This window comes from Polaromonas sp. P4_F9 (genome assembly GCF_056401235.1).
On the sequence record NZ_JBFUJT010000051.1, the window covers coordinates 1 to 24,369 of the forward strand.

The window sequence follows — 24,369 nt, forward strand, 5'->3', positions numbered from 1 at the left end:
GCTAGATGTAGTTTCCCAAGAGGTTGTTCACCCGAGGTGAAGGAAGATGGAGGTTCTGACTTCCCAACTTCTTCAGGACTCCCCGGATGAACATCCACAAGAATGCCTCAATGACGCCCAAAGGTCGAGCCCATTTGGTTCAAGAAATTGCCCGGATTGGTCTGAAGCCAGCGGCTGCAGCCGCTGGCTTGAGTCCCCGCACGGCCCGTAAGTGGCAGCAACGTTATGCTCAGGAAGGCCGCGCCGGACTGCTTGACCGCAGTTCCCGGCCTCTGGTTTGCCCGCAGCGCAGCTGCGCCAGCAAAATCGAGCGGGCCGTGCGCTTGCGCAGGACTCAGCGCCTGACCTATGAGCGCATTGCCGAGCGAGTGGGGCTGTCGCGAAGCGCTATTGCACGGGCCTGCAAGGCCGCCGGCGCAGCCAAGCTGCCCGCCTTTCAGGATGCGCCACCTGTGGTGCGCTATGAGCGCGCCAGCCCCGGTGAGTTACTGCACCTGGACACCAAGAAACTACCCCGCTTTGACAAGCCGGGCCACCGCGTCACGGGTGACCGCACCCAGAACACGCCCCGGGCGGGCTCACAGGCGCTGCATGTGGCCATCGACGATCACTCCAGGGTGGGGTTTAGCCTGCTGCTGCCTGATGAGACGGCGCGCTGTGCCTGCGCTCACCTGCTGGCAGCGCTGCGCTACTACAAGGCCTTGGGGGTGCGCGTTGCGCAGGTGATGACCGATAACGGCTCGGCTTACAAATCAAAGCGCTTTGCCAAGCTGCTGCGCCGCCTGGGGATCAGGCACATCCGCACGCGCCCTTACACCCCACGCACCAACGGCAAAGCCGAACGATTCATCCAGACCTTGCTGCGCGAATGGGCCTACGCCTTCATCTACCCCGATTCAGATGCTAGGGCCCATGAACTGGAGCCCTGGATGCATCACTACAACTTTCGCAGGCCCCACTCAGCGACCTCCCACCGCCCTCCAGCTTCTCGCCTCGGATTTGATGGGAACAACGTCGTGAGAAACTACAGCTAGATGAAGGACAGATGCATCCATGTACACCCTGAATCCACGATGTAAATATTCACAAAATATCAGGCCACCGCGCCGCAGTTGAGCGCCGATATGCAAATGCGTTTTCGTTACAGCGGACGTCAGTCACGTCGTGAGGGATCAGCCAATAGCTTCTCTGCGGATATGCGCCAATCGACAAGGGAACCTCCAAAGTAGGAGAGTTTGTCAATAGGAGCTATGCCCCACCAACACCACTCATAGATATCCACCGCACATGGGGATGGCCCTGTTAGCCAATACCTCGTACGAATCGGGGGCAGCATTGATGCGCCCCGCTACAGGATGCCAGCATATGGAATAGGAAAAAAGGTGGAAGCCGCCTGAGGGTGATTTCGTGTTCTATCTCCTACAAATGGAGGAGGTACAAAACAAAGGTAACGCTGATAATCAGCCGAAGTACGCGGGGGGGAACCCTATGTTTAATTCATCGGTTGTCATGCGGTCGGCCGCATCGCTCCCGGCCCATTGGGTCATCGCGGCTCTGCTGCTCGCCTCCAGCACTTTGGCGTGCGCCGAGATTCAGCTGACGCTCAAGAACGCCTTCATCGATAAATACAAGAATCGCACTTCCATCAGCGACGAATGCGTCGTCGACCATTCGAAAGGCAAACCCAACCCCGCTTCGTCCGACGGCGATATGCATGCCGCCGTGCGTTGCCCAAAAGAGATTGGACTGCCGTTGGTCGCCGAGATCATGAACGCCAAAGATCAGGGTGACGCGATTGACCTGACGAAGACTGCCGAGGCCGACGGCTCCAAGGTGACCATCAAGGGCGCGTGGCGGATCTGGAATGAACACGGTGGTGACCAGGTCTTCAATCAGGGCGCCAAGGTCGTCGCTGCAGCAAACACGAATCCAGACCATGTTTTCGAAATTCACCCAATAACCGACTTGGGAAATTTCGACCTGCGGGCGTCGTTCAAGCCGATCACGGGGTACACGCCAAAGGCTGCCGAAGACGCGTTTAACCGGTATGAAAACACGCGGTCAAAGATCATCCCAAGAAAAGTGACGACGACGATTGTCAGCCCGGGCATTGGCTACAACTATGTGGATTTCCAAATGCAGCTCATGGAAAAGCCCTTCAAGGTTGCGGACGGTAGCTTCGCGTATGCGAAAGTCCGCGACTGGGAGGGGCACTTGGTGCTGCGCAAGAAGCGCATGGTGTTTGTGAAGGATACCCCGCCAGAGCAGGCGGTACGTGACATGAAGGACGGCGATTGCCTGCGCGTTCTTGGCATCCCCAGGCTTGACCTGGCTCTGGTTTCCTGGCGCGCGCGAAATGCCAAGGCCAACCCTGACATTTTGACCTGGAATCTGCCCTATGAAATTATCGTGGTCGGCGTATATGACAGCGAGTGCCAGGTTGACTGATCCAGTGGATCCAGACTGATTGAGTATTTGATGACCCCAACTACCGATTTAAACGCCAGCATTGGTTTGAGAGTGGATGCCATGACTGCCGATATGGCTGCCATGGTGAATGGTCGGCAGGGGTACGTGCAGGCAAGCCAGTGAGCCGCGATAGAAGACTTCTCCCGGGTGGATAGGCAGCACTCACAGCCAAATAGCGCAAATGGTTTTCAGGTTTCTCGCCATGTCCCGCATCGACGCAATTGATCTGCAAAAGGAGTGAATATGGTCTGCTCGGCATCAAGTTACACAGGCATTCGCAACGACAACGTTGCTTGGAGCAACTGGAGCGGCCGCTCCCACAAACAACTGCGCTCACTGTTCACACCAGCCTTAACCGGGGCGGCCACGCCGAGCGTCCCGATCCCCCCACCAGTGGGCCTCCAGCAATTGGTCAAGGTGGTCAAGGACGCCACGGATTCGCGCATGTCATTGCATGCCATCGGCAGTGGTTGGGCATTCGATGATCAGGCAGTAGGCGACGACTGGGCCATCGATATCAGTGGGCTGCGTTCACGTCTTCTGGCCACAGTTGGCGAAGCTCCTGTCACTGATATTCCCCACAATCTGCCGGTAACAGGGCCGGGCCTCACCGATGAATGGCGGCGCAATCAGGCTGACAAAGCGTCGGTTCGCAAGCTGGTGCACATTGAAGCTGGCATCAAGCTCTGGCAACTGATACAGATGCTGGACGGCATCGGACTGGCATTGCCCACGATGGGCGGCGCCAACGGGCAGGCCCTGGCCGGCGTGATCAACACGTCAGTGCACGGCGGCGATTGGAACCAACCGGCATTCCCTGGCGTGGTGAGGGCGCTGCATCTGGTCACACACGGGGGCAGAGAAGTCTGGATTGAACCGGCCTCTGCGGCCATCACGCGGGACGACCGACTAAAGCCGACGCTGAGCTGCCCGGACGTCGAGGTCATCCGCAGCGACGACATGTTCAATGCGGCCGTCGTCGGGCTTGGCCGCTTCGGGGTCGTCTACTCCTATGTCATCGAGGCGAGGCCTCAGTTCTGGATCGCGGAGGTAGCCACCCGACCGGACCGTAATGCGGTCTTTGCCGCATTGCGGGCCGGGGCATCGAGTGGTGTGAATCCTTTCGCGCCCTTGCTTGCGCTGTTGGCCACCGACCCCGGACCGGCCAACGTAGCAGAGTCCCGAACGGGCGCTCAACCTACTTTTTTCCAACTACTGCTGAATACCCGAAACCCGCCTGGGATCTGGGTGCAGCGGCGCTGGGAAACTGGCAATCACACCGACATGAACATCGGACAGCCGACCGATGTGTGCGGCGACGTAGTGGCGGGGGCTCTGAACGCAGTGTTAGCGTTAAACCCACTGGGCTCCCTGCTCAATGCCGCAAACCCGCTACTTGACGCCATTGTCAACTCCGTGTTCGACGATCAGATGAACGACGCAGCCACAAAGGGGAAGCGCGGGAGACATGCGTGGATCACCGCAGGACCTCCGAGTGGGAATTTCCCCAATTACCGAGGGGTTTCGGCGGAGGTCATGTTTGACGCGAACAACCCTGCTTACGTTGACTTTCTGCAAGCGATTCTCTCGGCGGGTGGCAGCTACAGACAGGTCGGCTGGCTGTCGTTGCGGCCCAGTCTCGCCACCAAATCGACGCTTTCAATGCACAACGTTGGCGGCACGCACGCGGTGTCGATCGAAATCGCACTGTTGTCAGGCATGCTTGACAACGAGAGTTTTCTGACCTTTGTTCAGCAAAAAGCCCTTGAGCTTGGAGGACGGCTGCATTGGGGACAGGCCAACAATCTCCTGACCCAACAGGTCGTGGCAGCCCAGTACGGAAACATGTTGGAGAGCTGGAGGCGCAGTCTCTGGAGAGTCAGCGGCGACAGCACAGTCTTCAGCAACGCCTTCACGCGCCAGCGCGGATTGGAGCCGCTGGCTGCGCGCTCCGGCCTAGCTGTGGCGGTACCTGCACCCGACCAGCTGTTGATCGCTCGTTCCGGAGCCCTCCAATCCAAGTCGTGGGCACCAACGACCGGCTGGTCCGACTGGCAGAATCAAGAACTTGCGATTCCCCAAGAAGCTGGTCCGATCGAAGCACTCTCCGAGGGCGGCCGCACCCATCTATATTTCGTCGGTGGGGATGGCGGCATCTACTTTCGGACGCGGCAGCCCAATGGTATCTGGGCATCGGTATGGTGGTTCGTGACAACGACCAATCAGGAAAAGCCCTGGCAAGGTGTTCCTGGCGGTCCCGTGCATGCGACATCGTTCAGCCCTGGCGCGGTCTATGTGTTCTATGCCAATGCCAGCGGTGCGATCATTGGCGTAAGAGGCGAAACTGCGTCTAGCTCGGTGTGGAAGGACCGCCGCCAAATCCTGCGCGGCCGAACGGCGCCCGGCGGGCACATCACCGGTATTAGCCGTAGACAGGGTCAAGTTGACCTTTTCACAGTGGGTACGGATCGCCAGATCCGCACGGCGGCATGGAATGCCACGGACGGATGGCGTGGCTGGTGGGCCATCCCTGGCGTGACCGCGCCTCCTGGAGCTCCGGTCACAGCAGTATCGCGTCGCACGGATCTGTTGGACATCTTTGTCAGTGACGATACCGGTCGAATCATGTCTACAGCTTGGCAGCCCGGGAGCACATGGAAAGGCTGGTCGCAAATCCAAAATGGTCAGACCGCGCCAGGCGGGTCTGTCACAGGCGTCAGTCGCAGCGCTGATTTATTGGACATCTTCGTGGCCGGAACAGACAGCCAGGTGTACTCTGCCGCGTGGGCTCCGACTCGCGGCTGGGGTGGATGGTGGGCATTGAACGGCGCAAGAGGATGGCGTGCAGGTGCAGCTGTACCCGTTGTTTCGCGTTCAGCCGACTTGCTGGACATCTTTTCGGTCGATCCAGCCAACGTGGTGCAAACCTTGGCTTGGGCACCCGGACAAAACTGGGGCGGCCCCTGGCAGCTGTAGGAGAGTTATTGCCTCAACAGCGCCCAAACGGATCAACCGCATGATGGCAAATATGGCACACCTTGAGCTCGTCAAAACGTCGCCGGAACCTGGGCTCTAGCCGCCAAACCCTTGGGGTGGCAGAGCCACTGATTTAAGAGGGGGTTACGTACGCGCCTTCCTCGAAGCGCCGCAAAAGCGCCGGTTTGCTAGGTCAGCCCCTAACTGAAGAGATGATGTTTCCGAGGATCGCCGACGCAGTTGCGCACTTTGGTAATGACATTCCGGACAATTGGGCTGCATTTGTCGAAGTGCGCTACGCGGGGCTGTGCATTGGGACCGTATCCACGGCGCGGATGAAGATTGAAGCCGAACTTATTGCATCCGAGCTGGTTGGTCTCAGTTTTGCCGTTCGATAGGCAGAAGAACAGTTGAAATTTGCGCAGATCACGACAACGGTCGATAGACCTGTTTCGGAGCCCCCGGCACTTGGGTAAACTGCCCCTCGGGATATCCCCACTTACAAGGAAATGTTTCATGCTGAAAAAACTTTGCCTGATCGCCGCTCTCACATTCACCGGCTCGGTGTTCGCCCAGGATGCGACCTGCACAGCTACCGCGGCTGAGAAGAAGCTTGCCGGTGCAGCCAAGAACTCGTTCCTGAAAAAATGTGAAAAGGACGCTGCAGCCAAGTGTGATCTGGCCGCCAAGGACAAGAAGTTGGCTGGTGCTGCTAAGAGTAGTTTCTCTAAAAAGTGTGTAAAAGAAGCGGTCGGAGCGTGAGGCCAAAATTTTAGGAGTTGGATGAACGGTTGAACTCGACCTTCTTTTCGTCACCATATCTGGGATTTATGCGGGGCTATGTTCCGATGCTCGTCCTAACTAGGCTTAACCCAGGCACCACCCTCCGTCAATGGTTGACTTGCCAGTCAGCGGTCGTTCGTGGCGGTCAACAACGAGCGAATCCGGCCATTCAGTAACTACCGAAGCGCTGAAGAGTTACGTCCCAGGCCGCGACATTGACGCGTTTTCCCGGCAATAAACTCCGGCCAGGCGTGACCGAGTCAACCGAGCTTGGCCAGATCACTGCCACTTGTACGCCGCCAACAACCCGCCCACGACAGCCTTCACCTCTTTGATGGCCGGGTCGCGCAGGGTGTCCATGCGCCAGCCCAGTTCGACCGGGTAGCGCGGCATGTCCAGCGGACACGGCAACAAGCGCAACCCCGTGCATGCGGCCAAAGCTCTGGCCGCATGCAGCGGCAATGTGGCCACGGCGTTGCTCCCTTGCAGCAGGAAGGGCAAGGCTGCGAAGTGGGTCGTGGAAGCGAGGACCTGACGTTGCAATCCCCTAGCGGCGAGTACTTCATCGACCACCCCGACAAAACCGCCGGACGAAACCAGCAGATGCCCGCGGCGCACGAACTCTGCCACCGACAGCTCGGTCTGTCCGGGGAGCAGGCTATCCGGTCCAACCAGACACGCATAGCGCCCCTCGCCTAGGGCTTCGCGGCTGAGCGAGCGCGACGAAAACCCACCCGAAGTGACGCCCAAGTCGAACTCCCGCGCCATCAACATCTCCGCCACGATCCGGCTATGGGTTTGCCGGAAAACCAGCCGCAGTCCCGGCATGCGCTGGGCGACGGCTTCGATCAAGCGCGGGCCCAGAGCGATCTCGAAATCGTCGGACAGGCCTATGGCCACCGAGCGTCCCTGGTAGCCGCCTGACTGGCTCGATGCCAGTGCCAGGCTCTGCCGACACTTGTCCAGCGCTTCGCCAATCAAGGGCTTGAGTTCGTTGGCCCGCAGCGTTGGAGCCAGTCCGCGCCCGGTACGGATGAACAAGAGGTCGGCGTACAGCGTGCGCAAGCGGCCAAGAGCCGCGCTCACCGCCGACTGGGTCAACCCCAAGCGCAAGGCGGCCCGGCTCGCTCCGCCTTCTTCATACAAAGCCTCGAAGACCTTGAGAAGGTTCAGATCTGTCGATTCGATATTGATTCTATTCATATCATTCAGTGATGATGCTGCATTGATTAATTCTATGGGACGGGAACAATGGCTTCATCCACATTCTGCTGAGGCTGTATTCCATGTCCACATCCGTTGTCGCCGCACTCCAGATCGGTTCTTCACCCGCCGGCAAAGCCAAAATCCTGGAACACATCCTGTCGTTCGAAGCCGAGATCGCCGCCTCGGGCGCCTCCCTGGTGGTGATGCCCGAGGCACTGCTGGGCGGCTATCCCAAGGGCGAGATCTTCGGCACCCGCCTCGGCTACCGTCTGCCGGAAGGCCGGGAAGCGTTTGCCCGCTACTACGCCAATGCCATTGACGTACCCGGTCCAGAGACCGAAAAGCTAGCCGATCTGTCCCGGCGCACCGGCGCCAGCTTGGTTCTGGGTGTGATAGAGCGCGACGGCAGCACCCTCTACTGCACCGCCTTGTTCTTCGATCCGCAGCAGGGTTTGCTGACCAAGCACCGCAAGCTGATGCCGACCGGCACCGAACGGTTGATTTGGGGCCAGGGCGATGGCTCAACTCTGCCGGTGGTGGAGTCGGCGGCCGGTCGTCTGGCCTCGGTCATCTGCTGGGAAAACCATATGCCTCTGCTGCGCACCGCGATGTATGCCAAGGGCGTCCAAATCTGGTGTGCCCCGACCGTGGACGAGCGCGATATCTGGCAATGCTCGATGCGCCACATCGCCCACGAAGGCCGCTGCTTCGTCATCAGCGCCTGCCAGGTGCAGCCTTCGCCGAGCAAATTGGGCATCGAGGTGCCCGACTGGGATACCGAACGTCCCCTGATCCGTGGCGGGTCGCTGATCGTCGGCCCAATGGGTGATGTCCTCGCCGGCCCACTGATGAACCAGACCGGTTTGGTGACGGCGTCCATCGACACCGAAGAACTGGTGCGCGCCCGCTACGACTTCGATGTGGTTGGCCACTATGCACGTCCGGACGTGTTCTCGCTGACCGTCGACGAACGGCAAAAACGTTCGGTGAATTTCGTTTGAGTAAGCGCAGTTCGTTTGAGGAGATGCACGAATGATGATGAAAGACAAGGGTCCTGATCCGGTGAATCACCGTTTTCCAGGCTTGCGTACCCTCGCAGTCCATGCGGGACAGAAGCCGGATGCCAGCACAGGCGCGATTGCAACGCCCATCGTTGCAACCTCCTCTTTTGCATACGACGACTTCGACGCCGGTGTGGCGCGCTTTTCAGGGAAAGCGCCGGGCTATCTTTACAGCCGCTTCGCCAATCCAACGGTCGCTGCCTTTGAAGCCAAAATGGCTGCGCTTGAGGGCGGCGACGGTGCGGTGGCATTCTCCAGTGGGATGGCCGCAATCTGTTCGAGCCTGTTCGCCGTACTCTCTGCCGGGGACGAAGTCGTGTATGTCGGCACCCTGTACGGCGGCACTGAAGGGATCATGCGCAACCTGTTGCCTTGGCTCGGCATTCGCAGCGTCCATGCACCGACGGTGGACGATCTGCAGGCACGCATCAGTGCGCGGACGAAAGTGGTCTACGTAGAGACTCCCGCCAACCCGGTACTGGGAATTACCGATCTGGCTGCGGTGGCGAGCATTGCACGCAATGCAGGCATCATCAGCGTCGCGGACAACACGTTCGCAACTCCTTGTCTATCGAGACCGCTGGCGCTGAGCGTCGACATCGTTGTTCATTCAGCCACCAAGTACATCGGTGGTCACGGCGATGCCACCGGCGGCGTGGCCATCGCACGCGCTGAGCTGGTGGAGGCGATCAGGTCGACCGGCATGAAGCAGTTTGGCGCGTGTTTGAGCCCCCACGATGCCGCGATGCTGATGCGGGGCCTGAAGACGCTGCCCCTGCGCATTGAGGCCTCCTGTGACAACGCCGAGGAGATTGCCGAGGCGCTGAATAATCATCCGGCGGTGGAGCGTGTGCACTATCCGGGGCTGGCGAGGCATCCAGGCCACGCGGTTGCCCAACGGCAGATGCGCCGCTTTGGGGGCATTCTTTCTTTCGAGCTGCGAGGAGGACTGCCCGCCGCGCGCTCGTTTCTCGACGCACTGACGCTTGTCACCCAGGCCGTATCAGTGGGCGATACGGACTCGCTGGCCTGCCACCCGGCGTCAACAACGCACAGCGCCGTCGATGAAACGGTTCGCCAGCAAAGCGGGGTGACGGACGGTCTTATCCGCATGAGTGTCGGCATCGAAGATGTCGCGGACTTGCTCACCGACGTTGAGCAGGCGCTGGTAAAGGCCTCGCTCTACTCAGGCGCAAGGTCTTGACGAGGATCAGCAACGGCCGGGACGAGACGACACGCTCGAACCGACCGGCTCCTTTCGCTGCACAAGAGCCGGTCAAACGGAAAAACTGACTCCTCGCCGGCGTTGCTCATCAGCTACGCATCGAGCCTGGCGCTAGGTTCGAGATTGTTTTTAACGTTCCTTACATGACCTACGACATCCCAAGTGTCAATGTTGGAGAGAAATAGGGACAGCGTGAAGGCCGTGTCACTACTAGCCCTATCAACAATCGAAATTGCGGATAACGGCATGCCGTCCTCTACCTCCTTCGGGCGCTAGGCCCCACGCCGCGGCTTAAACAGCCCCCTGCCTTGCGCCGGGCATTGCGGGCTCCATTTCTCCACTTACCAAAACAGGTACTTACCGTAAGTAGGCGGCTCAACGCCCGGCTACCCGCTTTTTAATCGCCGGTGCTGCCATAGCCCAGCGCGCGCGCTTTACTGCTAGCCCACAGCCAGCCGCTAACCCACCTCCACGCGTGGCTCAAGGGTTTCTGTTTTTCGAACAGCGTGTTCGCAATTTGACGCCTTGCAACCTGTATCCACGGTACTAATATTGCGCTCCTCCATCTCACTTTAAAAAAACAGTGGTTTTTGGTGCATGCATCGGTACATTCTTTATGAAAGGACTGAGTCGTGAACGATTTCTTCATTGGTGTTTCTCTGTACGCAAAAGAAGGACGCGAAGACGAACTGCGTGCCAATCTAATTGCGGTGGTCGAACCATCACGCAAAGATGAAGGGAACCTGCGATACGAGTTGTTTTCGGATCAGAACKATCCTCGACGCTTCGTATTTTTAGAGCATTGGGCAAGTCCCGGGGCGCAGAACAAGCATCACACACAAACCGAGCACATCCGTCACTTCGAAAATGATGGTGGCGCGAGCGCCGTGGAGAAGTACGAATACATCTACACGCTCAACCGCATCGCCTGACTGGTATTGACTCCCGCGCCAACGCATTTATCAAGCGATTCAAAGTGCGCTGCGCTGCAATTTAACAACGCTAACTCGCCAGCGCGCAGCAGGTTTTAAGTATCGAGTTCAGTCTGGTGGGTGTCACAACTCCACCTAAAACGTGCCCATGGGCAACAGCGGTGCTGCGCTTCAGCACATATCCAACTACTTAGAGGAGACCATTATGGCTAGTGAATCCATCCGAGACCCGGTCAAAGACCATTTGCTCACACCAAAGAATGCCGCCTTCGTGATCATCGACTACCAGCCCGTGCAGGTGAACTCAATTGCCTCAATGGACAGGCAACTGCTGATCAACAACATCGTTGGCGCGTCAAAGGCTGCCATGGCCTATGGCCTACCTATCGTTCACTCCACTGTCAATGTCAAGTCCGGCCTCAATAAGCCACCAATTCCGCAACTCAGGAAGGCGCTCGAGGGAGTTCCAACCTATGACCGAACCACCATCAACTCATGGGAAGACGTCGAGTTCCGCGCAGCCGTGAAGGCAACGGGCCGGAAGAAGCTGATCATGACAGCGTTGTGGACCGAGGCTTGCCTGACCTTTCCGGCACTCGATGCTTTGAACGAAGGTTTCGAGGTCTATGTCGTAGCGGATGCGGTAGGTGGCACATCGGTCGCGGCGCACGAAGCTGCGTTGCGCCGAATCGAACAAGCCGGCGGCAAGATGATCAGCGTGCCTCAACTGTTCTGCGAGCTGCAACGCGACTGGGCTCGCTCGGAAACCGTTCCGGCATTCATGAGTCTCTTCATCGAAACCGGCGGCACTGCGGGGATCCAGTTTTCCTACGACAAGAGCTAAAGGGCAGCACACGGGCCCAAAGTGCACCGATGCCGAAAGGCGCAGGTCGAGGTCGCCAGTTAAACCTTCGCCTCGGCGGTAAACCCGCACGCACAGCAGGCAGTAAAAAAATAGCACCGGTGCTACACCGGTGCCTCTCTGCCTATGGCTCGCTATCCGGGCTCTGCCTACTCCTCTAGTCGGCAAGGCTTGTGCAATTTCCTCTTTCGCGGTTCATCACAAAGGGGGCTTGGCCACACTACCTATTTTGTCGGTCCCAAGGTGCAATGTCGCCTGCCCACGCTTCGGCAAGGAGGTCGATAATGGCCCGCACCTTGGACGAGAGGTTTCGCGTTTGTGTGTACACCGCATATACGTTGTCGGTGGTGGGCACAAGACCGTCCAGCGTCAACTCCACCAGCGCGCCCGAACGCAAGAGGCCACCAATAAGAAAAGTCGGCAAGACGGTAATTCCCAGGCCCGCCAATACGGCATGGACCATGGCTTCACCGTTGTTTGTCACTACACGTGCATGTACATTGGCGGCCACAACTTCGCCACTGCGCTCGTCCCGCCTCTCGCCAGTCCTGTTGAACTGCCATATATGGCCTGATGACACCAGGCCATAACCGATGCGGTCATGCGCGGCCAAGTCGGCAAGCGTGGAGGGCCGCCCCTTGGTCGCCAAGTACTCGGGACTGCAACACAAAACCCTTTTGCTATATGTGAGTCTGCGCGCAATGAGGTTCGAATCAGCAAGCACGCCAACGCGAATAGCCATGTCGTAACCGCCTTGGACTAAGTCGACGTGTCGGTCGTCCAGGTCCATATGCACCACCAGGTCTTTGCTCTCTTGTAAAAACGGCATAAGCGTCGGCACGACATACAGGTGGCCGAAGCTCATCGGCAGGGCGAGCCGAACAGTACCCTGCAAGCCACGGTTCGCTCCGCTTACGGATTGCACCGCTTCATCAAGGTCTTGCATAACCGCCTTGCTTCGCTCGAAAAACTGCATCCCGCTGACAGTCGGGGTGGCACGCCTCGTTGAGCGTTGAAGAAGTGCAACACCAAGGCAGTTCTCTAGGCTTGTAACTCGTTTGCTGATGACTGACTTTGCTACATCGAGCCTCACCGCGGCGGCACTGATGCTTCCGGTTTCCACAACGGCGACAAATGCTTCAATATCTTCCAGGCGGTACCGCATAGTTCCCTTTCTTCCTTCACCGATTTACCGGAGAACCCTGCTACCCGTATCCGACGCCATTTCGGGGCTACTCAAGGCTGCCGCTGTTCGATGTAGCGAAGAATACATTCATTTCCGGGGCGCAAGCCTGTCGGGGCATTGGCGTCGCTACGCGTCAAAAACCCGTTGTACCCCGGCGTACCCGGCACCGATCTGGGCGACAAGATTTCTTCGACCGTGGCCTTTAGTCGCGCCTCAGCTCTGCCAGCATGGCAGCCAGGACAAGCCCGCCGATCACGGTAATGTGTTCCTGGACAAGCGCTTTTTCCAGAAACGCAACCATGCCGTCCATTTCCCAGAACCGATGAGCCAAAGGAATGGTGGCGAGCGTAAAAGTGGCCAAGGCGCCCGCACCCAGCCAGGCCCAGCGGCTGCCCATGATGATCAAGGCAGAGCCTCCCAGCTGGACAACAATTGTTGCAAGCGCAAAGAGAGTCGGCGGGTTCAGTTGGAAGTGGATCATTTCCGCCTGGGCGCCCGCAAAATCAAGCACCTTCGTCAGGCCGCTCCACCAGAACACGTACGTTAATACGGCAGCCCCGAGGTGAAACAGCCAGCGCGAGCGAAGAAGAAATTGGATTGGACCGTGGCTCGGGGCAGAAATCATGATTTTTTCCTGGGTAATAAAAATGAACGGCATGGCCGAGAAGAGGCGCACGCCCCCCCCTTTTTACGAAGATTTCGCGTGATGAACCCGTGGCGCCTTGTGGCTTGCATGGGGAAGGCGCGCTTTGGGCGTCAGTTGGCTGAGCACCAGCCCCGCAATGACGATGACCGCCCCGGCCAGTTGAAGAGCGGTTGGCACAAAACCCTTGATCAATGCATCGAGAATGAAGGCGGTGATGGGCACCAACAAGAAGAAAGGGGCAACCGCCACCGCGCCGACTTGGCCAATGGCCTTGAACCACAGCGCAAAAGGAACGGCCGTCAGAATCACTGCCAGAATCGCGAACCCGGCAATATTGACGACCGTGATGGCGGCGGGCATGTCGTTCAGCAGCAGCGCAACGATCAGCAGCTCAACCCCCGCAACCAGCAATTGCCAGCCGGTGAAAGCCAACAACGCAATAGGCGGTTTGCCCCATTTGTTCATGAGCACGCCCCCCAGTGCCAACGACAGCGTTCCGCCCAGCGCGGCGGCAACGCCAACCGCGTCCAGTCCCGCATTGCCCTTCAGCACCACCAGCGACACACCGGCAACGCCGATCAAAACACTGGCTATCTTCAGCCAGGTTGGCCGCATGCCCAGAAGCGCCCAACCCAACAAGATCGCGCATAGCGGTCCCAGCGCCTGGAAGATCGCGGCCACGCCGCCGGGCAGGCGCATGGCCGAGATGAACAGCAGCGCGAAGAACAGGCCGGCATTGAGCGTTCCCAATACGATGATCTTTTTCCACCAACGCACCGGGGGCAAATGGTGGGCAAATAGCAGCAATGCTAAAGCGCCGCCCAGGGCGCGCACGGCGGCGACCAACAGGGGATTTTGAGGCAACAAGGTCGTCGAGACGACATAGGTGAAGCCCCAGAGAATGGTTGCCACAGCGGCAGAGGTTTTCGGGCCCATGAGAAGTTCCAGTGGTGAGTACGGACAGGGGTAATGCGGGCCTGCTGGCGTCCATGGGCGTCCATGGGACGCCGCAGCAGGCCCGGTGGTGGTTGGTTGGTTTACTTCGACGCCTTGACCGCGCTGTAGCTGGTCATCAGGTTGCGGTAGTCGGGAATGTGGTTGGCAAACAGGGTGCCCAGGCCTTCCACATCGTTGCGCCAGTCGCGGTGCAGCTCACAGGCCAGGCCAAACCAGGTCATCAGCTGTGCGCCGGCTTCCGACATCCGGTTCCAGGCCGAGTGGCGGGTGACTTCGTTGAACGTGCCCGACGCATCGGTCACCACGAACACCTCAAAGCCTTCGGCCAGTGCCGACAGCGCGGGGAAGGCCACGCAGACTTCGGTGACCACGCCGGCAATGATGAGCTGCTTGCGCCCGGTCGCCTTGACGGCCTTCACGAAGTCCTCGTTGTCCCACGCATTGATCTGGCCCGGCCGCGGAATGAAGGCCGCATCGGGCAGCGTCTGCTTCAGCTCGGGCACGAGGGGGCCGTTGGGGCCGTCCTCGAAGCTGGTGGTCAGCACGGTGGGCAGCTTGAAGTACTTGGCGATGTCGGCCACAGCCAGCACGTTGTTCTTGAACTTGTCCGGCTCGATGTCGCGCACCAGCGACAACAGGCCGGCCTGGTGATCGACCAGCAACACGGCGGCCTGGCTTTTGTCGAGGCGACGGTATGGATTTGACATGGCTATTCTCCTGAAGTGATTGATGAAGCCCGTGCGGGCGGCGGCAGCACGCACTGCCGTGAACGAAAGATATTCCCGGAACAATGAACCCGGTAGTTGGTTAAATTTGCCATCAGCGTTCTATTTAATGAACGATGGCGGCATGCAGGACCTCGACGATCCTGTATGACCTTGTGCAGGTGGTCGAACACCAGGGCTTTACACCCGCCGGCCGCGCGCACAACGCGCGGCATTGCCTGACCATACTGGTCTAGGCCAACGCGGCGCAGGAGGTGATTGACCGGGTGGGTTCCGAGCCGCAGGGCACCGTACGCATGAGCTGCCCCACGGCCCTGCTCGACTACCAGCTCGGCGACGTCCTGGCGCGCTTCATGGCCGCCTGCCCGCGCGTGCAGGTGCAGCTGGAGAGCACCAACCGCCGCGTCGACGTGATTGGCGAGGGCTTTGACATCGCCGTTCATTCGTGCATGGCTCGCGCGATGCTATCGAGTGGCTCTCAATGCCTGGGCCAACTTGGCCAGTGAATTCAATACCGTCTCTACTGACTGCACCGCCTTGGCATCCCTCAAGGTTCCAGTTTCGTCAAAGGCCTCGTGCGCCCTGCTGAGAGCGAACTGCTGCGGAACAACAATCATGGCGAAGGCCATCTGCAGATACTGGCGCAGGAAGTTCATTGACCGAAGCGCACCTCCTGGGCCCGGTGATGCGGACAGTAAGCCTACCGGCTTGTTGGCGGTAACGGCCAAGCCTGTCGGATACTGCGGCGTCACTGCAATTCGCGACAACCAATCGAAGGCGTTGATAACGAGTGGCGTCGGAAAGCCGTTGTACTCTGGGGTAACGATCAAGACTCCATCGCTGTTGAAAATGGCTTGCAGTAGTTGATACGCGCCTGCGGGAATCCCTGACGAGACTTCCAAATTCCCGTCATAGACAGGGAGGTTCAGCTCACGAAGGTCCAGCTGAGTCACACGCAGCCCTGATGAACGTGCTTTATGTGCGGCAAATCCGGCTAGCTTGCGATTGAGGGAGCCGTCGCGTGCGCTGCCTGGAATGATCAGAATCTTTAGGGTGTCCATGCTGTGCCTTTCAAATCCAAAGTTTCATGCGTCCGTGCAGCAAAAATTTCTTGTCTAGAAATTTCTTGCAACAAGCACCTGTGGGTAGCAGGCTCGACGATCCTGCATATCTCGATCGATCCTAAAGGCCATCTCGTTCGCAATTCGAGAACATCGTGTTCGCGGGTGGACTACTACCGCGCCTTAGGCATGGCAACCAGAATTCAACTTCCTGATCGAGAACGTGACCGTCCGTGGTGACCACGATAGCCCCCGCCCAAGATGCGAGGACTTCGAACAAGTTCGCATGCGGACCAGGCGAGCTGACTTTTTTTGCACTTTTTTATAGGAAACATGTGATGAGTAATTTCGCAAATGTGGCAAATTTCAATGGTCAACGTCCCGTCATTGACCCCAGCGACGCAGCAATGCTGCTGATTGATCACCAGAGCGGCCTGTTCCAGACCGTGAATGACATGCCGATGCCGAAGCTACGTGCCCACGCCGCTGCACTGGCCAAGATGGCGACGCTATGCAAGATCCCGGTGATTACCACCGCGTCCGTGCCGCAAGGCCCGAACGGCCCGCTGATCCCGGAGATTCACGAGAACGCCCCGCACGCCAAGTACGTGGCTCGCAGGGGTGAAATCAATGCCTGGGACAACCCGGACTTTGTCGCCGCAGTCAAGGCCACCGGCCGCAAGACGCTGATCATCGCGGGCACCATCACCAGCGTGTGCATGGCTTTCCCGGCCATAAGCGCGGTGGCTGAGGGCTACAAGGTGTTCGTGGTCGTCGATGCCTCGGGCACCTATTCCAAGATGGCACAGGAAATCACGCTGGCGCGTATCGTGCAGGCCGGCGTGGTGCCAATGGACACCGCGGCGGTGGCCTCAGAGCTACAGAAGACCTGGCACCGCGATGATGCCATGCAGTGGGCCGAGATATACACCAAGGTGTTCCCGGAGTACCAGTTGCTGATCGAGAGCTACGCGAAGGCACAGGAGGTGGTCACAAAGGGCGAACAACTCGATTCGATGCGCAAATGATGTCGCCGTGATGGTCAGGCGGAGCCCGGTGCATTTGTGGCGCGGGTCCCGCTTACGCTCGTCTTTGCAGAGACTAAAAGCTGGCGAGTGGTGGTGAAGCACGGCCTTGTGAGAACAGCCGATTCGGCGCCACCATGGCAAGCTCTACACGGTCAGCAGTACAGCCGCGCGAGAACCGGTTGACACCGTTCACGTATCCCACTTGAGGGCTCAGCCGCATCACACATCACGTGGATGTTAGTGAGCGCGCACCGCTTAGCTTTCGAGAACGGCGTTCGGCCACTGACCGGCTTGCACCTGTTCCTCCACGACAGTACGCAAGATACCTATGAGTTCCTCAGTCGCCCTGGATGGCGGCCGATCCGATGCCCGTGCGAGGATTCGGCGCAGCTGAAGACTCTCAATCGGAACAGCCAACAGCCTACCAGCATCAATATCGGCCTTGACCGCAGCCGCGAAATGGACCGTGAGGCCGACGCCCTCGAGGACCAGCCGTTTGGCAACTTCCACTGTCTCGACCTCGACCACCTGGTTTAGTTCAACACTGGACCGCGCCGCTGCTGCCTCCAGCTCGAGTCGAACGCCAGACTTGGCAAGGCCAGTCATGACAAGCGGTACACCGGCTAAACGTCGCAATGTCAATCGCGTGGTCTGCAGCCGTTGATCATCGGAGCGGCCGATAAGGCAAATTTTCTCGCTTAATAACGGAAATGACATGAGATTTGAGAGTTGCACCGGACCATTCAAAACTGCCAGGTCAACTGCCCCCTGCAGCAGCATGCTGTGCAACGATGGTGCGAAGCCTTCGACGATTCTCAATCGAACCTCTGGAAAGAGGTGTTGCACCGCTCGAGTTAGTGGCACTGCCAGTAACAGTGCCAAGCCGGGAGAAAGCCCTACCGCAACGGGCCCTTGGGGGTCACGCTGGCGTGCTGTCATGTCTTGCTTCATTTGCTCCGCATACCGCAACAGAAAAGATGCGCGCTCCAGGAGGAACAAGGCCTCTTCGGTCGGAGTAGCACCTCGCGCATGTCGCTCGAACAACCGAACACCGAACTCCTCTTCGAGTAGTCGAATCTGCCTGCTCAATGCAGGCTGCGCGACGTGAAGGATGCTCGAAGCGCGTCCGTAGTGCTGCTGATTGGCAAGCACGACAAAGTATCGAAGCTGTCTCAGGTCCATGGGTCTAGCCTCTTGTTAGTTATTTCAGACTGGGCCTCCAACTGTTATTGGAGTCTCATATCAGATTGTTATCGAATTGCTCGAGAAATGGAATTGGACTCAACGCAATCGGATCCATACAGTCTCTTCTGCAGAGTAGCAAACACCCTACCCTGCACTGAAAAACATTCATCGCAATAAGGAATTGACATGGACCCCACACCTCAGGAAATGGAAGCCACCCGCATCGCCCGCTGGGGCAAGGTCGAGCCGTACGGCGAGACCTTCATCGAGAGCCGGTTGCCCGGCATGAAGAAGAACATCTACAAAATCATGAACCGCGGCGTTCTGGAGAACAAGGGTGTCCAGCCGGCGATCCCGGGCAACCACCGCTTCGGCGTCACCTTCATCGAAATCCCGGTCGGCCAGGGCGCCAGCCTGCACGCGCACAAGACGGAAGAGGTGTTCTGCCCGCTGAACGGCCAGATGGAAGTCATCTGGGGCGAAAAGGGCCAGTACTCCCTGATGCTGAACCAGTGGGACGTCATCTCATGCCCTATCGGGGTCATGCGCGGCTTCCGCAACCCGAACGACCACGCACTGGTCGTGTACTCCGTGGTCGGCGGAACCGACGAGGAGTGCGGCCGCATTGCGTGGCATCCCGATGTTGTCAAGGCCGCCGAGGCGACGGGACTGGTCTACGGGGTTGACGGCTATCTGAAAGAAGAGGCCGCGAAGTAGGTGGCAAGGTGGCACGTTCAGCAAGCCGCTGCTGGCACGTGCCTTCTTCAAAAGCGGAATGCGTCATGCCAAGGCTGGCGCGTGGAGAAGAGTAATGAAATTCAGTGACCCAAGAAAAGATATGACTGAGCCGTGGTGCCATTGCCCAACCAGTGGCAAGCCCATCGATGCAGACAGGCGACGGGCGATGCGCGCCATGGCTTGTCTGGGCGCGGCCAGCTTCGGAATGCCATCGCTATCTTGGGGCCAGTCCGCAACCAGGTCAGAGTCTGTCTGGGCGCCGAAAGGAACCGTGCGAATCATCGTTCCGTTTGCTGCCGGAGGTACTTCGGACATCATTGCACGTATTGTTGGTGTGCGCCTTGCCGATGCACTGGGCCAATCCGTCATCATCGAGAATCGTGCGGGGGCGGGCGGCAACATCGGCATCGCCACTGTCGCGCGAGCCACGCCCGACGGTCTGACGCTCCTGTTTGTCTCCTCGGCATTCGTGACGAATCCAGCCCTGCATCCGGAGAAGCCGCCTTACGATCCGGTTCGTCAGTTCTCCCCGATTTGCCAGGCTGTCAGTTCACCCGACGTCATTGTCGTAAAGAGCAACAGTGCAATCTCGAGTCTTGCGGAGCTCATCGCCCTCGCAAAGAAAAAGCCCAGAGCCCTCAATTACTCAACGCCCGGCAAGGGCAACAGCGTGCATCTCGGTGGCGAGTTGTTGTGGCAACGCGCGGGGGTTGAGCTTGTTCATGTTCCCTACAGCGGTGCTGCTCCGGCAGTGCATGCAGTCCTTGGCGACCAAGTCGACTGCGCGCTGACGGCTTTGCCAGCGGCCAAGGCACATGTCGCCGCTGGAACGCTTCGCGCGCTGGCCGTGGGCAGCAGCAAGCGATGGACGGAATTGCCTCAGATTCCGACAGTGGCTGAGTCAGGCTTTCCGGGCTATCGCTCAGAAACGATGCAGGCATTGTTTGCTCCGGCCGGAACGCCTGCTACCGCGGTGAACCGGCTCGCCGCGGAGGTGCGCCGGATACTGGCAAACAGCGCAGTCCAACACCAAACCCGCGAGCTCGGGTTCGACATCGTTGCCAGCCTCCCTGCAGAACTCGCTGCGCGAGTGTCCGAGGACGTACCGCATTGGGCCGCCGTTGCTGCCAAAGCAAATATTCGCGGTGACTAGGAAATTGAACAGGCAGCGCCGCGACGACCGCGTGCGCTCCATTCGTCCTATCGCCCAAGCAATTCGTCACATATCAACAAGGAACTCACCATGACTTCTGCCACCGCCGACATCGCGCACAGAGACGCGCATGCGACACAACGCTCAATTCCAGCAAATCCCCAGGCTTTGTTGCAGGCTGTGCTGGAAACGAACGAGGGGACAAAGGACCCTCGCACCAAGGCCCTTCTCGGCGCACTGATTCGTCACCTGCACGCGTTCGCCTCGGAGATGAAGCTGACCTATGAAGAACTCCACAAAGGCCTCGACTTCATGGTCCGTGTCGGCCAGGCAACCGGCCCGAAGAAGCACGAGGGAATTTTGCTCGCCGACATCCTCGGGCTGGCCACACTCGTGTTGCTGATGGATGCGAAGGCGATATTGGCTGCTGGTGGAACCGAACCGGCCCTGATCGGCCCGTTCTGGCGCGCGAACCAGCCTGTGCGACCCAATGGCTCTCGCATCGCAACCGAAGACACGGCCGGCGCACCGCTATTCGTCCACGGGCGCGTCGTGTCGCTTGATGGCAGTCCCATCGCGGGTGCTCGCGTTGAGACTTGGCAAGCGGCTCCCAGCGGTCTCTACGAGAACCAAGACCATGACCAGGAGGACATGAACCTGCGGGCCGTCTTCGAAACCGACCTCACTGGACGCTTCTGGTTCGAGAGTGTCAGGCCCTCCGGCTACGGGGTCCCGATTGATGGACCCTGTGGTGAATTGCTGGCCCTGCAGAACCGCAGTCACATGCGTCCTTCGCACCTTCATTTCATCGTTATCGCGCCCGGACACAAGGTCCTGACGACACAAATCTTCGATGCCCACTGCCCCTATGCCTACAGCGATGCCGCATTTGGAGCTGTTGGGTCGCTGCTTCGCAACTTCGAGCCAGACAGCAAAGGCGACCTCTACCTTGATGTCGAACTGAAGCTCGAGCCTGGCGAAACGCGGGTACCCACTCCCCCCTTGCCATGACATTGCACACGACCAGCAACGATGTCGCAGACTCTGTCGCCTGCCACGGTCAGCCGTGAAACATACCGATCACATAAACACCACAGCACCATGAATACGAGACCCCGAACACTTCGCCTCATCAGACAAGCAGCGGCCCCCGAGGCACTCAGTCCAGACATCATCGACGTCGAGCAACCGCAAGCTCCGGCCGGCAGTGCCATCGTTGAAGTTCTTGCCGCGGCAATCAACCCGAGCGACGTGAAGGCCGCTCTGGGCATGATGCCCTACGCTGTATGGCCGCGCACTCCCGGCCGAGACTATTCCGGTCGAGTCGTCGCCGGTCCAGCCAATTGGGTCGGCCAGGAGGTATGGGGAACCGGGGGCGACCTCGGCGTCACGCGCGATGGCACGCATGGACGCTACCTTGTATTGCCAGTCGACGCCCTTGTCCGCAAGCCATCACATATTCCGATGGCCGCGGCAGCGACCGTGGGCGTGCCGTTCGTAACCGCGTATGAAGGACTGCGGCGTGCGAACTTGAAGGGCGCTGGCCAGACAGTTTTGGTGCTGGGCTCGAACGGAAAGGTCGGGCAGGCGACGGTACAGCTTGCAACACGCGCCGGTGCGCGCGTGATTGGCGTCGAACGCGGCACTAGCAAGTACTCCGGCCATGCAAGCTCACCGGTTGATGTCATCGACGGCAACTGCGATGACCTAGCGAACATGGTCTTGTCTATGACCGATGGAAAGGGCGTGGACATCGCCTACAACACTGTCGGCTCACCATACTTCGCATCAGCCCTGATGTCGCTCAGAGTCGGTGGCACGCAAATCCTCATCTCGACACCCGACCGTAACGTGCCATTCGACATCATGGCGTTCTATCGCCGTGACTTGCACATGCTCGGCGTGGACAGCCTCAAACTGAGTGCGAGCCAATGCGCTGGCATTTACGGCAATTTGCTCCCAGGATTTGAAGACGGCAGCCTACGGGCATTCGACGTTAGCGACAGCTCGGTGTTTTCCCTTGACTCTGCAGTGCAAGCCTATCTAAAGGTTCTCGCCGGGTCCATGGACCGAATTGTGCTCAAGCCCTGAGTGTTGGCCCCATGCATGTCATTCGACTCAATGAGGCGCCTAGGTACCAAGCGCCGGGACACATGCACATGTCCATGCGGAGGCTGCAGGGCAAGGAAGCCGGCCTTTCCAACGCGGTCTGGATTGGGCTGTCCACCATTGAGCCGGGAGGCGGCACCACGGTTTCGGCTGCGCAGGTCGAAAAGTTTTATGTAGTCGTCGAAGGCGCACTCGAAGTAACGGCCCAAGTTGGGGACGAACCGCCCCAAAGCGTCGTACTTCGCTTCCTCGACAGCTGCCGACTTGCCCCTGGCGAGACGCGCCAATTGCAAAACCGGTCTAACTTGCCATGCAAGGTGCTCTTAGTCATGCCCAACTGAACTCACAACGCCTTTCCGACAACCTTACCCATACAGGAGACAACCATGAACATCAATCGTCGAAAACTGCTTCAACTCGCCGCCGCCGCCGGGGGCGCCGCGGGCCTTCCCAGCGCGCTGCTTGCTCAATCCAACTACCCCAACCAAGCCGTCAAGCTCATCGTTCCGTTCACCGCGGGCTCCACGACCGACGTGATCGCTCGGATCGTTGGCGAGCGGCTGCAGCAATACCTTGGCCAGCCGTGTGTGGTGGACAACCGAGCTGGTGCGGGTGGCACGATTGGCGCCAGCGTTGTGGCTACATCTGTCGCGGATGGACATGCGGCTCTCATTCACTCGGCGGGCCATGTTGCCAATGCCGCGCTCTATCCTGCGCTCAAGTACGACACGCTGAAGGATTTCACGCCGGTCACGATGCTTGTGTCCATGCCAAACGTATTCGTTGTGACACCCAACAAGGGGTTCGCGTCACTGCAAGACCTGGTGCGAAAAGTCAAGGCCGAGCCCGGCAAATACACATACGGCTCGTCCGGAAACGGTAGCGGCTCTCACATCGCCGCCGAGAAATTTCGCATCAACACGGGCATACAAGCCCGACACATCCCTTATCGGGGTACTCCCCAGGCACTCACCGACGTGATGGGGGGGCTCGTGGACTGGTTCCTGTGTCCGCTTGCGTTGGCAACGCCGCTGGTCAACGATGGCAAGCTCACCGCACTGAGCGTCGGTGGCGCAAAGCGTTCTCCTCTCTTGCCCAATGTTCCCACCATCGCTGAAAGCGGATTCGGCGACACGGACCACAAGTTCTGGGTCGGCATGTTTGTGCCGTCAAAGACGCCAGAGGCTATTGTGACGCGCCTTCACGCCGAAACGATACGAGCATTGCGCTCGGACGAAGTTCGCACTCGCCTGGAGAAGCTTGGCGCCGAAGCAGCGCCGATGTCCCAGCAGCAGTTTGCCCAACTTGTTCGCGACGAGACCGCAGCTACAACCGCACTCATCAAGCAGGCCGGCATTCGACTCGATAGCTGAGCTGCGATCCCCTCGGCGCAGAGGCATTGCGTAAGCGTGGGCCCATCTGTGTTCCGAGAAGCCCGAAAAAGGCATTGTCCTTTTCTTCTTTTTCCTATCGGCGCTGGAGTGACCAGCGCTGCGGCAATTCACTATCCGAAAGAATCAACATGAAAAAACCACTCGCCGCTATTCTTGCCTTTGGCGCCCTGGGCACCGCATTTGCCCAATCCACCGTCACCATCTTCGGCAGCATCGACCTCAACCTCACGTACTCGAAGGCTGGCGGTAATTCGGCCACGGGAATGGATCAAGGCGGCTACCTTTTGCCGAGCCGCATTGGATTTCGCGGCGTCGAAGATCTGGGTGGCGGTCTTTCGGCAGGATTCTGGCTCGAAACCGCAATACTGCCGGACACCGGCGCCGTACAGGGCGCGTTGTTTGGCCGCCGCTCCACCGTCAGCTTGATGAGCAAGGACTACGGCGAGTTGCGTCTCGGACGCGATTACACGCCCGTGTTCTGGAACATTTCCACGTTTGCTCCCTTCGGGACGGTGGGTGTAGGCGGCAGCAGCAACATCATTGAAGGCTGGCCGATCGGCCTCGGCAGTGCAAAAACACTGACTCGGGCGAGCAATTCTGTGGGCTACTTTCTGCCCGGCAACCTTGGCGGCTTCTACGGACAGTTCATGTTCGCGGCGGCTGAGGGCGTGAA

The 24,369-nt window shown here is 59.0% G+C and carries 24 protein-coding genes; 17 read left to right on the forward strand and 7 right to left on the reverse strand.

What is annotated here, in order from left to right; genetic code table 11:
- The first annotated feature begins 86 nt into the window (after positions 1-86).
- The 4 genes from AC1DUB_RS26865 (at position 87) to AC1DUB_RS26880 (ending at position 6,207) form a co-directional block, all read left to right on the forward strand.
- Positions 87-1,034 (forward strand): IS481-like element ISPosp6 family transposase, encoded by a 948-nt coding sequence (locus tag AC1DUB_RS26865; RefSeq protein WP_477732156.1) that lies wholly within the window; start codon positions 87-89, stop codon positions 1,032-1,034.
- 454 nt (positions 1,035-1,488) lie between these two features.
- Positions 1,489-2,448 carry a hypothetical protein gene (locus AC1DUB_RS26870; protein ID WP_477732157.1) on the forward strand — a complete coding sequence of 320 codons (960 nt, stop codon included), beginning with the start codon at positions 1,489-1,491 and terminating at the stop codon, positions 2,446-2,448.
- 264 nt (positions 2,449-2,712) lie between these two features.
- On the forward strand, positions 2,713-5,445 hold the full coding sequence (locus tag AC1DUB_RS26875; RefSeq protein ID WP_477732158.1) for a hypothetical protein: 2,733 nt from the start codon (positions 2,713-2,715) through the stop codon (positions 5,443-5,445).
- 516 nt (positions 5,446-5,961) lie between these two features.
- On the forward strand, positions 5,962-6,207 hold the full coding sequence (locus tag AC1DUB_RS26880; protein WP_477732159.1) for a hypothetical protein: 246 nt from the start codon (positions 5,962-5,964) through the stop codon (positions 6,205-6,207).
- A gap of 300 nt (positions 6,208-6,507) precedes the next feature.
- Here AC1DUB_RS26880 and AC1DUB_RS26885 read toward each other — a convergent pair whose 3' ends face one another.
- The gene (locus AC1DUB_RS26885; protein ID WP_477732160.1) at positions 6,508-7,431 is read right to left on the reverse strand and encodes a LysR family transcriptional regulator; all 924 of its coding nucleotides are present in this window, start codon (positions 7,429-7,431) and stop codon (positions 6,508-6,510) included.
- An 83-nt stretch (positions 7,432-7,514) separates the two neighbouring features.
- On the opposite strand from AC1DUB_RS26885, the gene AC1DUB_RS26890 reads away from it, so the two are divergent.
- The 4 genes from AC1DUB_RS26890 to AC1DUB_RS26905 all read left to right on the forward strand — a co-directional run bounded on the left by AC1DUB_RS26890 (position 7,515) and on the right by AC1DUB_RS26905 (position 11,496).
- Positions 7,515-8,435, forward strand: coding sequence for a carbon-nitrogen hydrolase family protein (locus AC1DUB_RS26890; protein WP_477732161.1), 921 nt, complete (start codon positions 7,515-7,517; stop codon positions 8,433-8,435).
- A 31-nt stretch (positions 8,436-8,466) separates the two neighbouring features.
- A complete protein-coding gene (locus AC1DUB_RS26895) occupies positions 8,467-9,699 on the forward strand; it encodes a trans-sulfuration enzyme family protein (protein ID WP_477732162.1) in 1,233 nt (410 codons plus the stop codon).
- 653 nt (positions 9,700-10,352) lie between these two features.
- On the forward strand, positions 10,353-10,652 hold the full coding sequence (locus AC1DUB_RS26900; RefSeq protein ID WP_477732163.1) for a putative quinol monooxygenase: 300 nt from the start codon (positions 10,353-10,355) through the stop codon (positions 10,650-10,652).
- Positions 10,653-10,857: 205 nt separating this feature from the next.
- Complete coding sequence (locus tag AC1DUB_RS26905; protein WP_477732164.1) at positions 10,858-11,496, forward strand: hydrolase; 639 nt, start codon at positions 10,858-10,860, stop codon at positions 11,494-11,496.
- A gap of 238 nt (positions 11,497-11,734) precedes the next feature.
- Here the strand turns inward: AC1DUB_RS26905 and AC1DUB_RS26910 are convergent, their stop codons facing one another.
- From AC1DUB_RS26910 to ycaC, 4 genes are all read right to left on the reverse strand, one after another.
- A complete protein-coding gene (locus tag AC1DUB_RS26910) occupies positions 11,735-12,679 on the reverse strand; it encodes a LysR family transcriptional regulator (protein WP_477732165.1) in 945 nt (314 codons plus the stop codon).
- Between the two features lie 223 nt (positions 12,680-12,902).
- Positions 12,903-13,376: a DoxX family protein gene (locus AC1DUB_RS26915; protein WP_477732166.1), complete on the reverse strand. Its 474-nt coding sequence runs from the start codon at positions 13,374-13,376 to the stop codon at positions 12,903-12,905.
- A gap of 12 nt (positions 13,377-13,388) precedes the next feature.
- A complete protein-coding gene (locus AC1DUB_RS26920; RefSeq protein WP_477732167.1) occupies positions 13,389-14,282 on the reverse strand; it encodes a DMT family transporter in 894 nt (297 codons plus the stop codon).
- A gap of 101 nt (positions 14,283-14,383) precedes the next feature.
- Positions 14,384-15,010, reverse strand: a complete 627-nt coding sequence (ycaC, locus tag AC1DUB_RS26925; protein WP_477732168.1) for an isochorismate family cysteine hydrolase YcaC — start codon at positions 15,008-15,010, stop codon at positions 14,384-14,386.
- A gap of 314 nt (positions 15,011-15,324) precedes the next feature.
- On the opposite strand from ycaC, the gene AC1DUB_RS26930 reads away from it, so the two are divergent.
- Positions 15,325-15,534 carry a hypothetical protein gene (locus AC1DUB_RS26930; RefSeq protein WP_477732169.1) on the forward strand — a complete coding sequence of 70 codons (210 nt, stop codon included), beginning with the start codon at positions 15,325-15,327 and terminating at the stop codon, positions 15,532-15,534.
- Here AC1DUB_RS26930 and AC1DUB_RS26935 read toward each other — a convergent pair.
- Positions 15,493-16,089, reverse strand: coding sequence for an NADPH-dependent FMN reductase (locus AC1DUB_RS26935; RefSeq protein WP_477732170.1), 597 nt, complete (start codon positions 16,087-16,089; stop codon positions 15,493-15,495). The genes AC1DUB_RS26930 and AC1DUB_RS26935 overlap by 42 nt on opposite strands.
- Positions 16,090-16,427: 338 nt before the next feature.
- On the opposite strand from AC1DUB_RS26935, the gene AC1DUB_RS26940 reads away from it, so the two are divergent.
- On the forward strand, positions 16,428-17,117 hold the full coding sequence (locus AC1DUB_RS26940) for an isochorismatase family protein (protein ID WP_477732171.1): 690 nt from the start codon (positions 16,428-16,430) through the stop codon (positions 17,115-17,117).
- A 255-nt stretch (positions 17,118-17,372) separates the two neighbouring features.
- Here AC1DUB_RS26940 and AC1DUB_RS26945 read toward each other — a convergent pair whose 3' ends face one another.
- On the reverse strand, positions 17,373-18,299 hold the full coding sequence (locus AC1DUB_RS26945; protein ID WP_477732172.1) for a LysR family transcriptional regulator: 927 nt from the start codon (positions 18,297-18,299) through the stop codon (positions 17,373-17,375).
- A gap of 189 nt (positions 18,300-18,488) precedes the next feature.
- Between AC1DUB_RS26945 and AC1DUB_RS26950 the strand changes: the two genes are divergently transcribed.
- The 7 genes from AC1DUB_RS26950 to AC1DUB_RS26980 all read left to right on the forward strand — a co-directional run.
- Positions 18,489-19,019 (forward strand): cupin domain-containing protein, encoded by a 531-nt coding sequence (locus AC1DUB_RS26950; RefSeq protein WP_477732173.1) that lies wholly within the window; start codon positions 18,489-18,491, stop codon positions 19,017-19,019.
- Between the two features lie 94 nt (positions 19,020-19,113).
- Positions 19,114-20,193 (forward strand): tripartite tricarboxylate transporter substrate binding protein, encoded by a 1,080-nt coding sequence (locus tag AC1DUB_RS26955; RefSeq protein WP_477732174.1) that lies wholly within the window; start codon positions 19,114-19,116, stop codon positions 20,191-20,193.
- Between the two features lie 90 nt (positions 20,194-20,283).
- Positions 20,284-21,204 (forward strand): dioxygenase family protein, encoded by a 921-nt coding sequence (locus AC1DUB_RS26960; protein ID WP_477732175.1) that lies wholly within the window; start codon positions 20,284-20,286, stop codon positions 21,202-21,204.
- Positions 21,205-21,294: 90 nt separating this feature from the next.
- Positions 21,295-22,284, forward strand: a complete 990-nt coding sequence (locus tag AC1DUB_RS26965; protein ID WP_477732176.1) for a quinone oxidoreductase family protein — start codon at positions 21,295-21,297, stop codon at positions 22,282-22,284.
- Between the two features lie 62 nt (positions 22,285-22,346).
- Positions 22,347-22,643 (forward strand): cupin domain-containing protein, encoded by a 297-nt coding sequence (locus tag AC1DUB_RS26970; protein WP_477732177.1) that lies wholly within the window; start codon positions 22,347-22,349, stop codon positions 22,641-22,643.
- Between the two features lie 45 nt (positions 22,644-22,688).
- The gene (locus tag AC1DUB_RS26975) at positions 22,689-23,675 is read left to right on the forward strand and encodes a tripartite tricarboxylate transporter substrate binding protein (RefSeq protein ID WP_477732178.1); all 987 of its coding nucleotides are present in this window, start codon (positions 22,689-22,691) and stop codon (positions 23,673-23,675) included.
- Positions 23,676-23,824: 149 nt separating this feature from the next.
- Positions 23,825-24,369, forward strand: a 545-nt coding sequence (locus tag AC1DUB_RS26980) for a porin (RefSeq protein ID WP_477732179.1), incomplete at its 3' end; no start/stop codon positions are given.

What these genes read in the sequence shown, in the direction of transcription:
- AC1DUB_RS26865 (WP_477732156.1), top strand. Translation starts at nt 87, where the DNA reads ATGAACATCCACAAGAATGCCTCAATGACGCCCAAAGGTCGAGCCCAT.
- AC1DUB_RS26870 (WP_477732157.1), top strand. Translation starts at nt 1,489, where the DNA reads ATGTTTAATTCATCGGTTGTCATGCGGTCGGCCGCATCGCTCCCGGCC.
- AC1DUB_RS26875 (WP_477732158.1), top strand. Translation starts at nt 2,713, where the DNA reads ATGGTCTGCTCGGCATCAAGTTACACAGGCATTCGCAACGACAACGTT.
- AC1DUB_RS26880 (WP_477732159.1), top strand. Translation starts at nt 5,962, where the DNA reads ATGCTGAAAAAACTTTGCCTGATCGCCGCTCTCACATTCACCGGCTCG.
- AC1DUB_RS26885 (WP_477732160.1), bottom strand. Translation starts at nt 7,431, where the DNA reads ATGAATAGAATCAATATCGAATCGACAGATCTGAACCTTCTCAAGGTC.
- AC1DUB_RS26890 (WP_477732161.1), top strand. Translation starts at nt 7,515, where the DNA reads ATGTCCACATCCGTTGTCGCCGCACTCCAGATCGGTTCTTCACCCGCC.
- AC1DUB_RS26895 (WP_477732162.1), top strand. Translation starts at nt 8,467, where the DNA reads ATGATGATGAAAGACAAGGGTCCTGATCCGGTGAATCACCGTTTTCCA.
- AC1DUB_RS26905 (WP_477732164.1), top strand. Translation starts at nt 10,858, where the DNA reads ATGGCTAGTGAATCCATCCGAGACCCGGTCAAAGACCATTTGCTCACA.
- AC1DUB_RS26910 (WP_477732165.1), bottom strand. Translation starts at nt 12,679, where the DNA reads ATGCGGTACCGCCTGGAAGATATTGAAGCATTTGTCGCCGTTGTGGAA.
- AC1DUB_RS26920 (WP_477732167.1), bottom strand. Translation starts at nt 14,282, where the DNA reads ATGGGCCCGAAAACCTCTGCCGCTGTGGCAACCATTCTCTGGGGCTTC.
- ycaC (WP_477732168.1), bottom strand. Translation starts at nt 15,010, where the DNA reads ATGTCAAATCCATACCGTCGCCTCGACAAAAGCCAGGCCGCCGTGTTG.
- AC1DUB_RS26930 (WP_477732169.1), top strand. Translation starts at nt 15,325, where the DNA reads ATGAGCTGCCCCACGGCCCTGCTCGACTACCAGCTCGGCGACGTCCTG.
- AC1DUB_RS26935 (WP_477732170.1), bottom strand. Translation starts at nt 16,089, where the DNA reads ATGGACACCCTAAAGATTCTGATCATTCCAGGCAGCGCACGCGACGGC.
- AC1DUB_RS26940 (WP_477732171.1), top strand. Translation starts at nt 16,428, where the DNA reads ATGAGTAATTTCGCAAATGTGGCAAATTTCAATGGTCAACGTCCCGTC.
- AC1DUB_RS26945 (WP_477732172.1), bottom strand. Translation starts at nt 18,299, where the DNA reads ATGGACCTGAGACAGCTTCGATACTTTGTCGTGCTTGCCAATCAGCAG.
- AC1DUB_RS26950 (WP_477732173.1), top strand. Translation starts at nt 18,489, where the DNA reads ATGGACCCCACACCTCAGGAAATGGAAGCCACCCGCATCGCCCGCTGG.
- AC1DUB_RS26955 (WP_477732174.1), top strand. Translation starts at nt 19,114, where the DNA reads ATGAAATTCAGTGACCCAAGAAAAGATATGACTGAGCCGTGGTGCCAT.
- AC1DUB_RS26960 (WP_477732175.1), top strand. Translation starts at nt 20,284, where the DNA reads ATGACTTCTGCCACCGCCGACATCGCGCACAGAGACGCGCATGCGACA.
- AC1DUB_RS26965 (WP_477732176.1), top strand. Translation starts at nt 21,295, where the DNA reads ATGAATACGAGACCCCGAACACTTCGCCTCATCAGACAAGCAGCGGCC.
- AC1DUB_RS26970 (WP_477732177.1), top strand. Translation starts at nt 22,347, where the DNA reads ATGCACATGTCCATGCGGAGGCTGCAGGGCAAGGAAGCCGGCCTTTCC.
- AC1DUB_RS26975 (WP_477732178.1), top strand. Translation starts at nt 22,689, where the DNA reads ATGAACATCAATCGTCGAAAACTGCTTCAACTCGCCGCCGCCGCCGGG.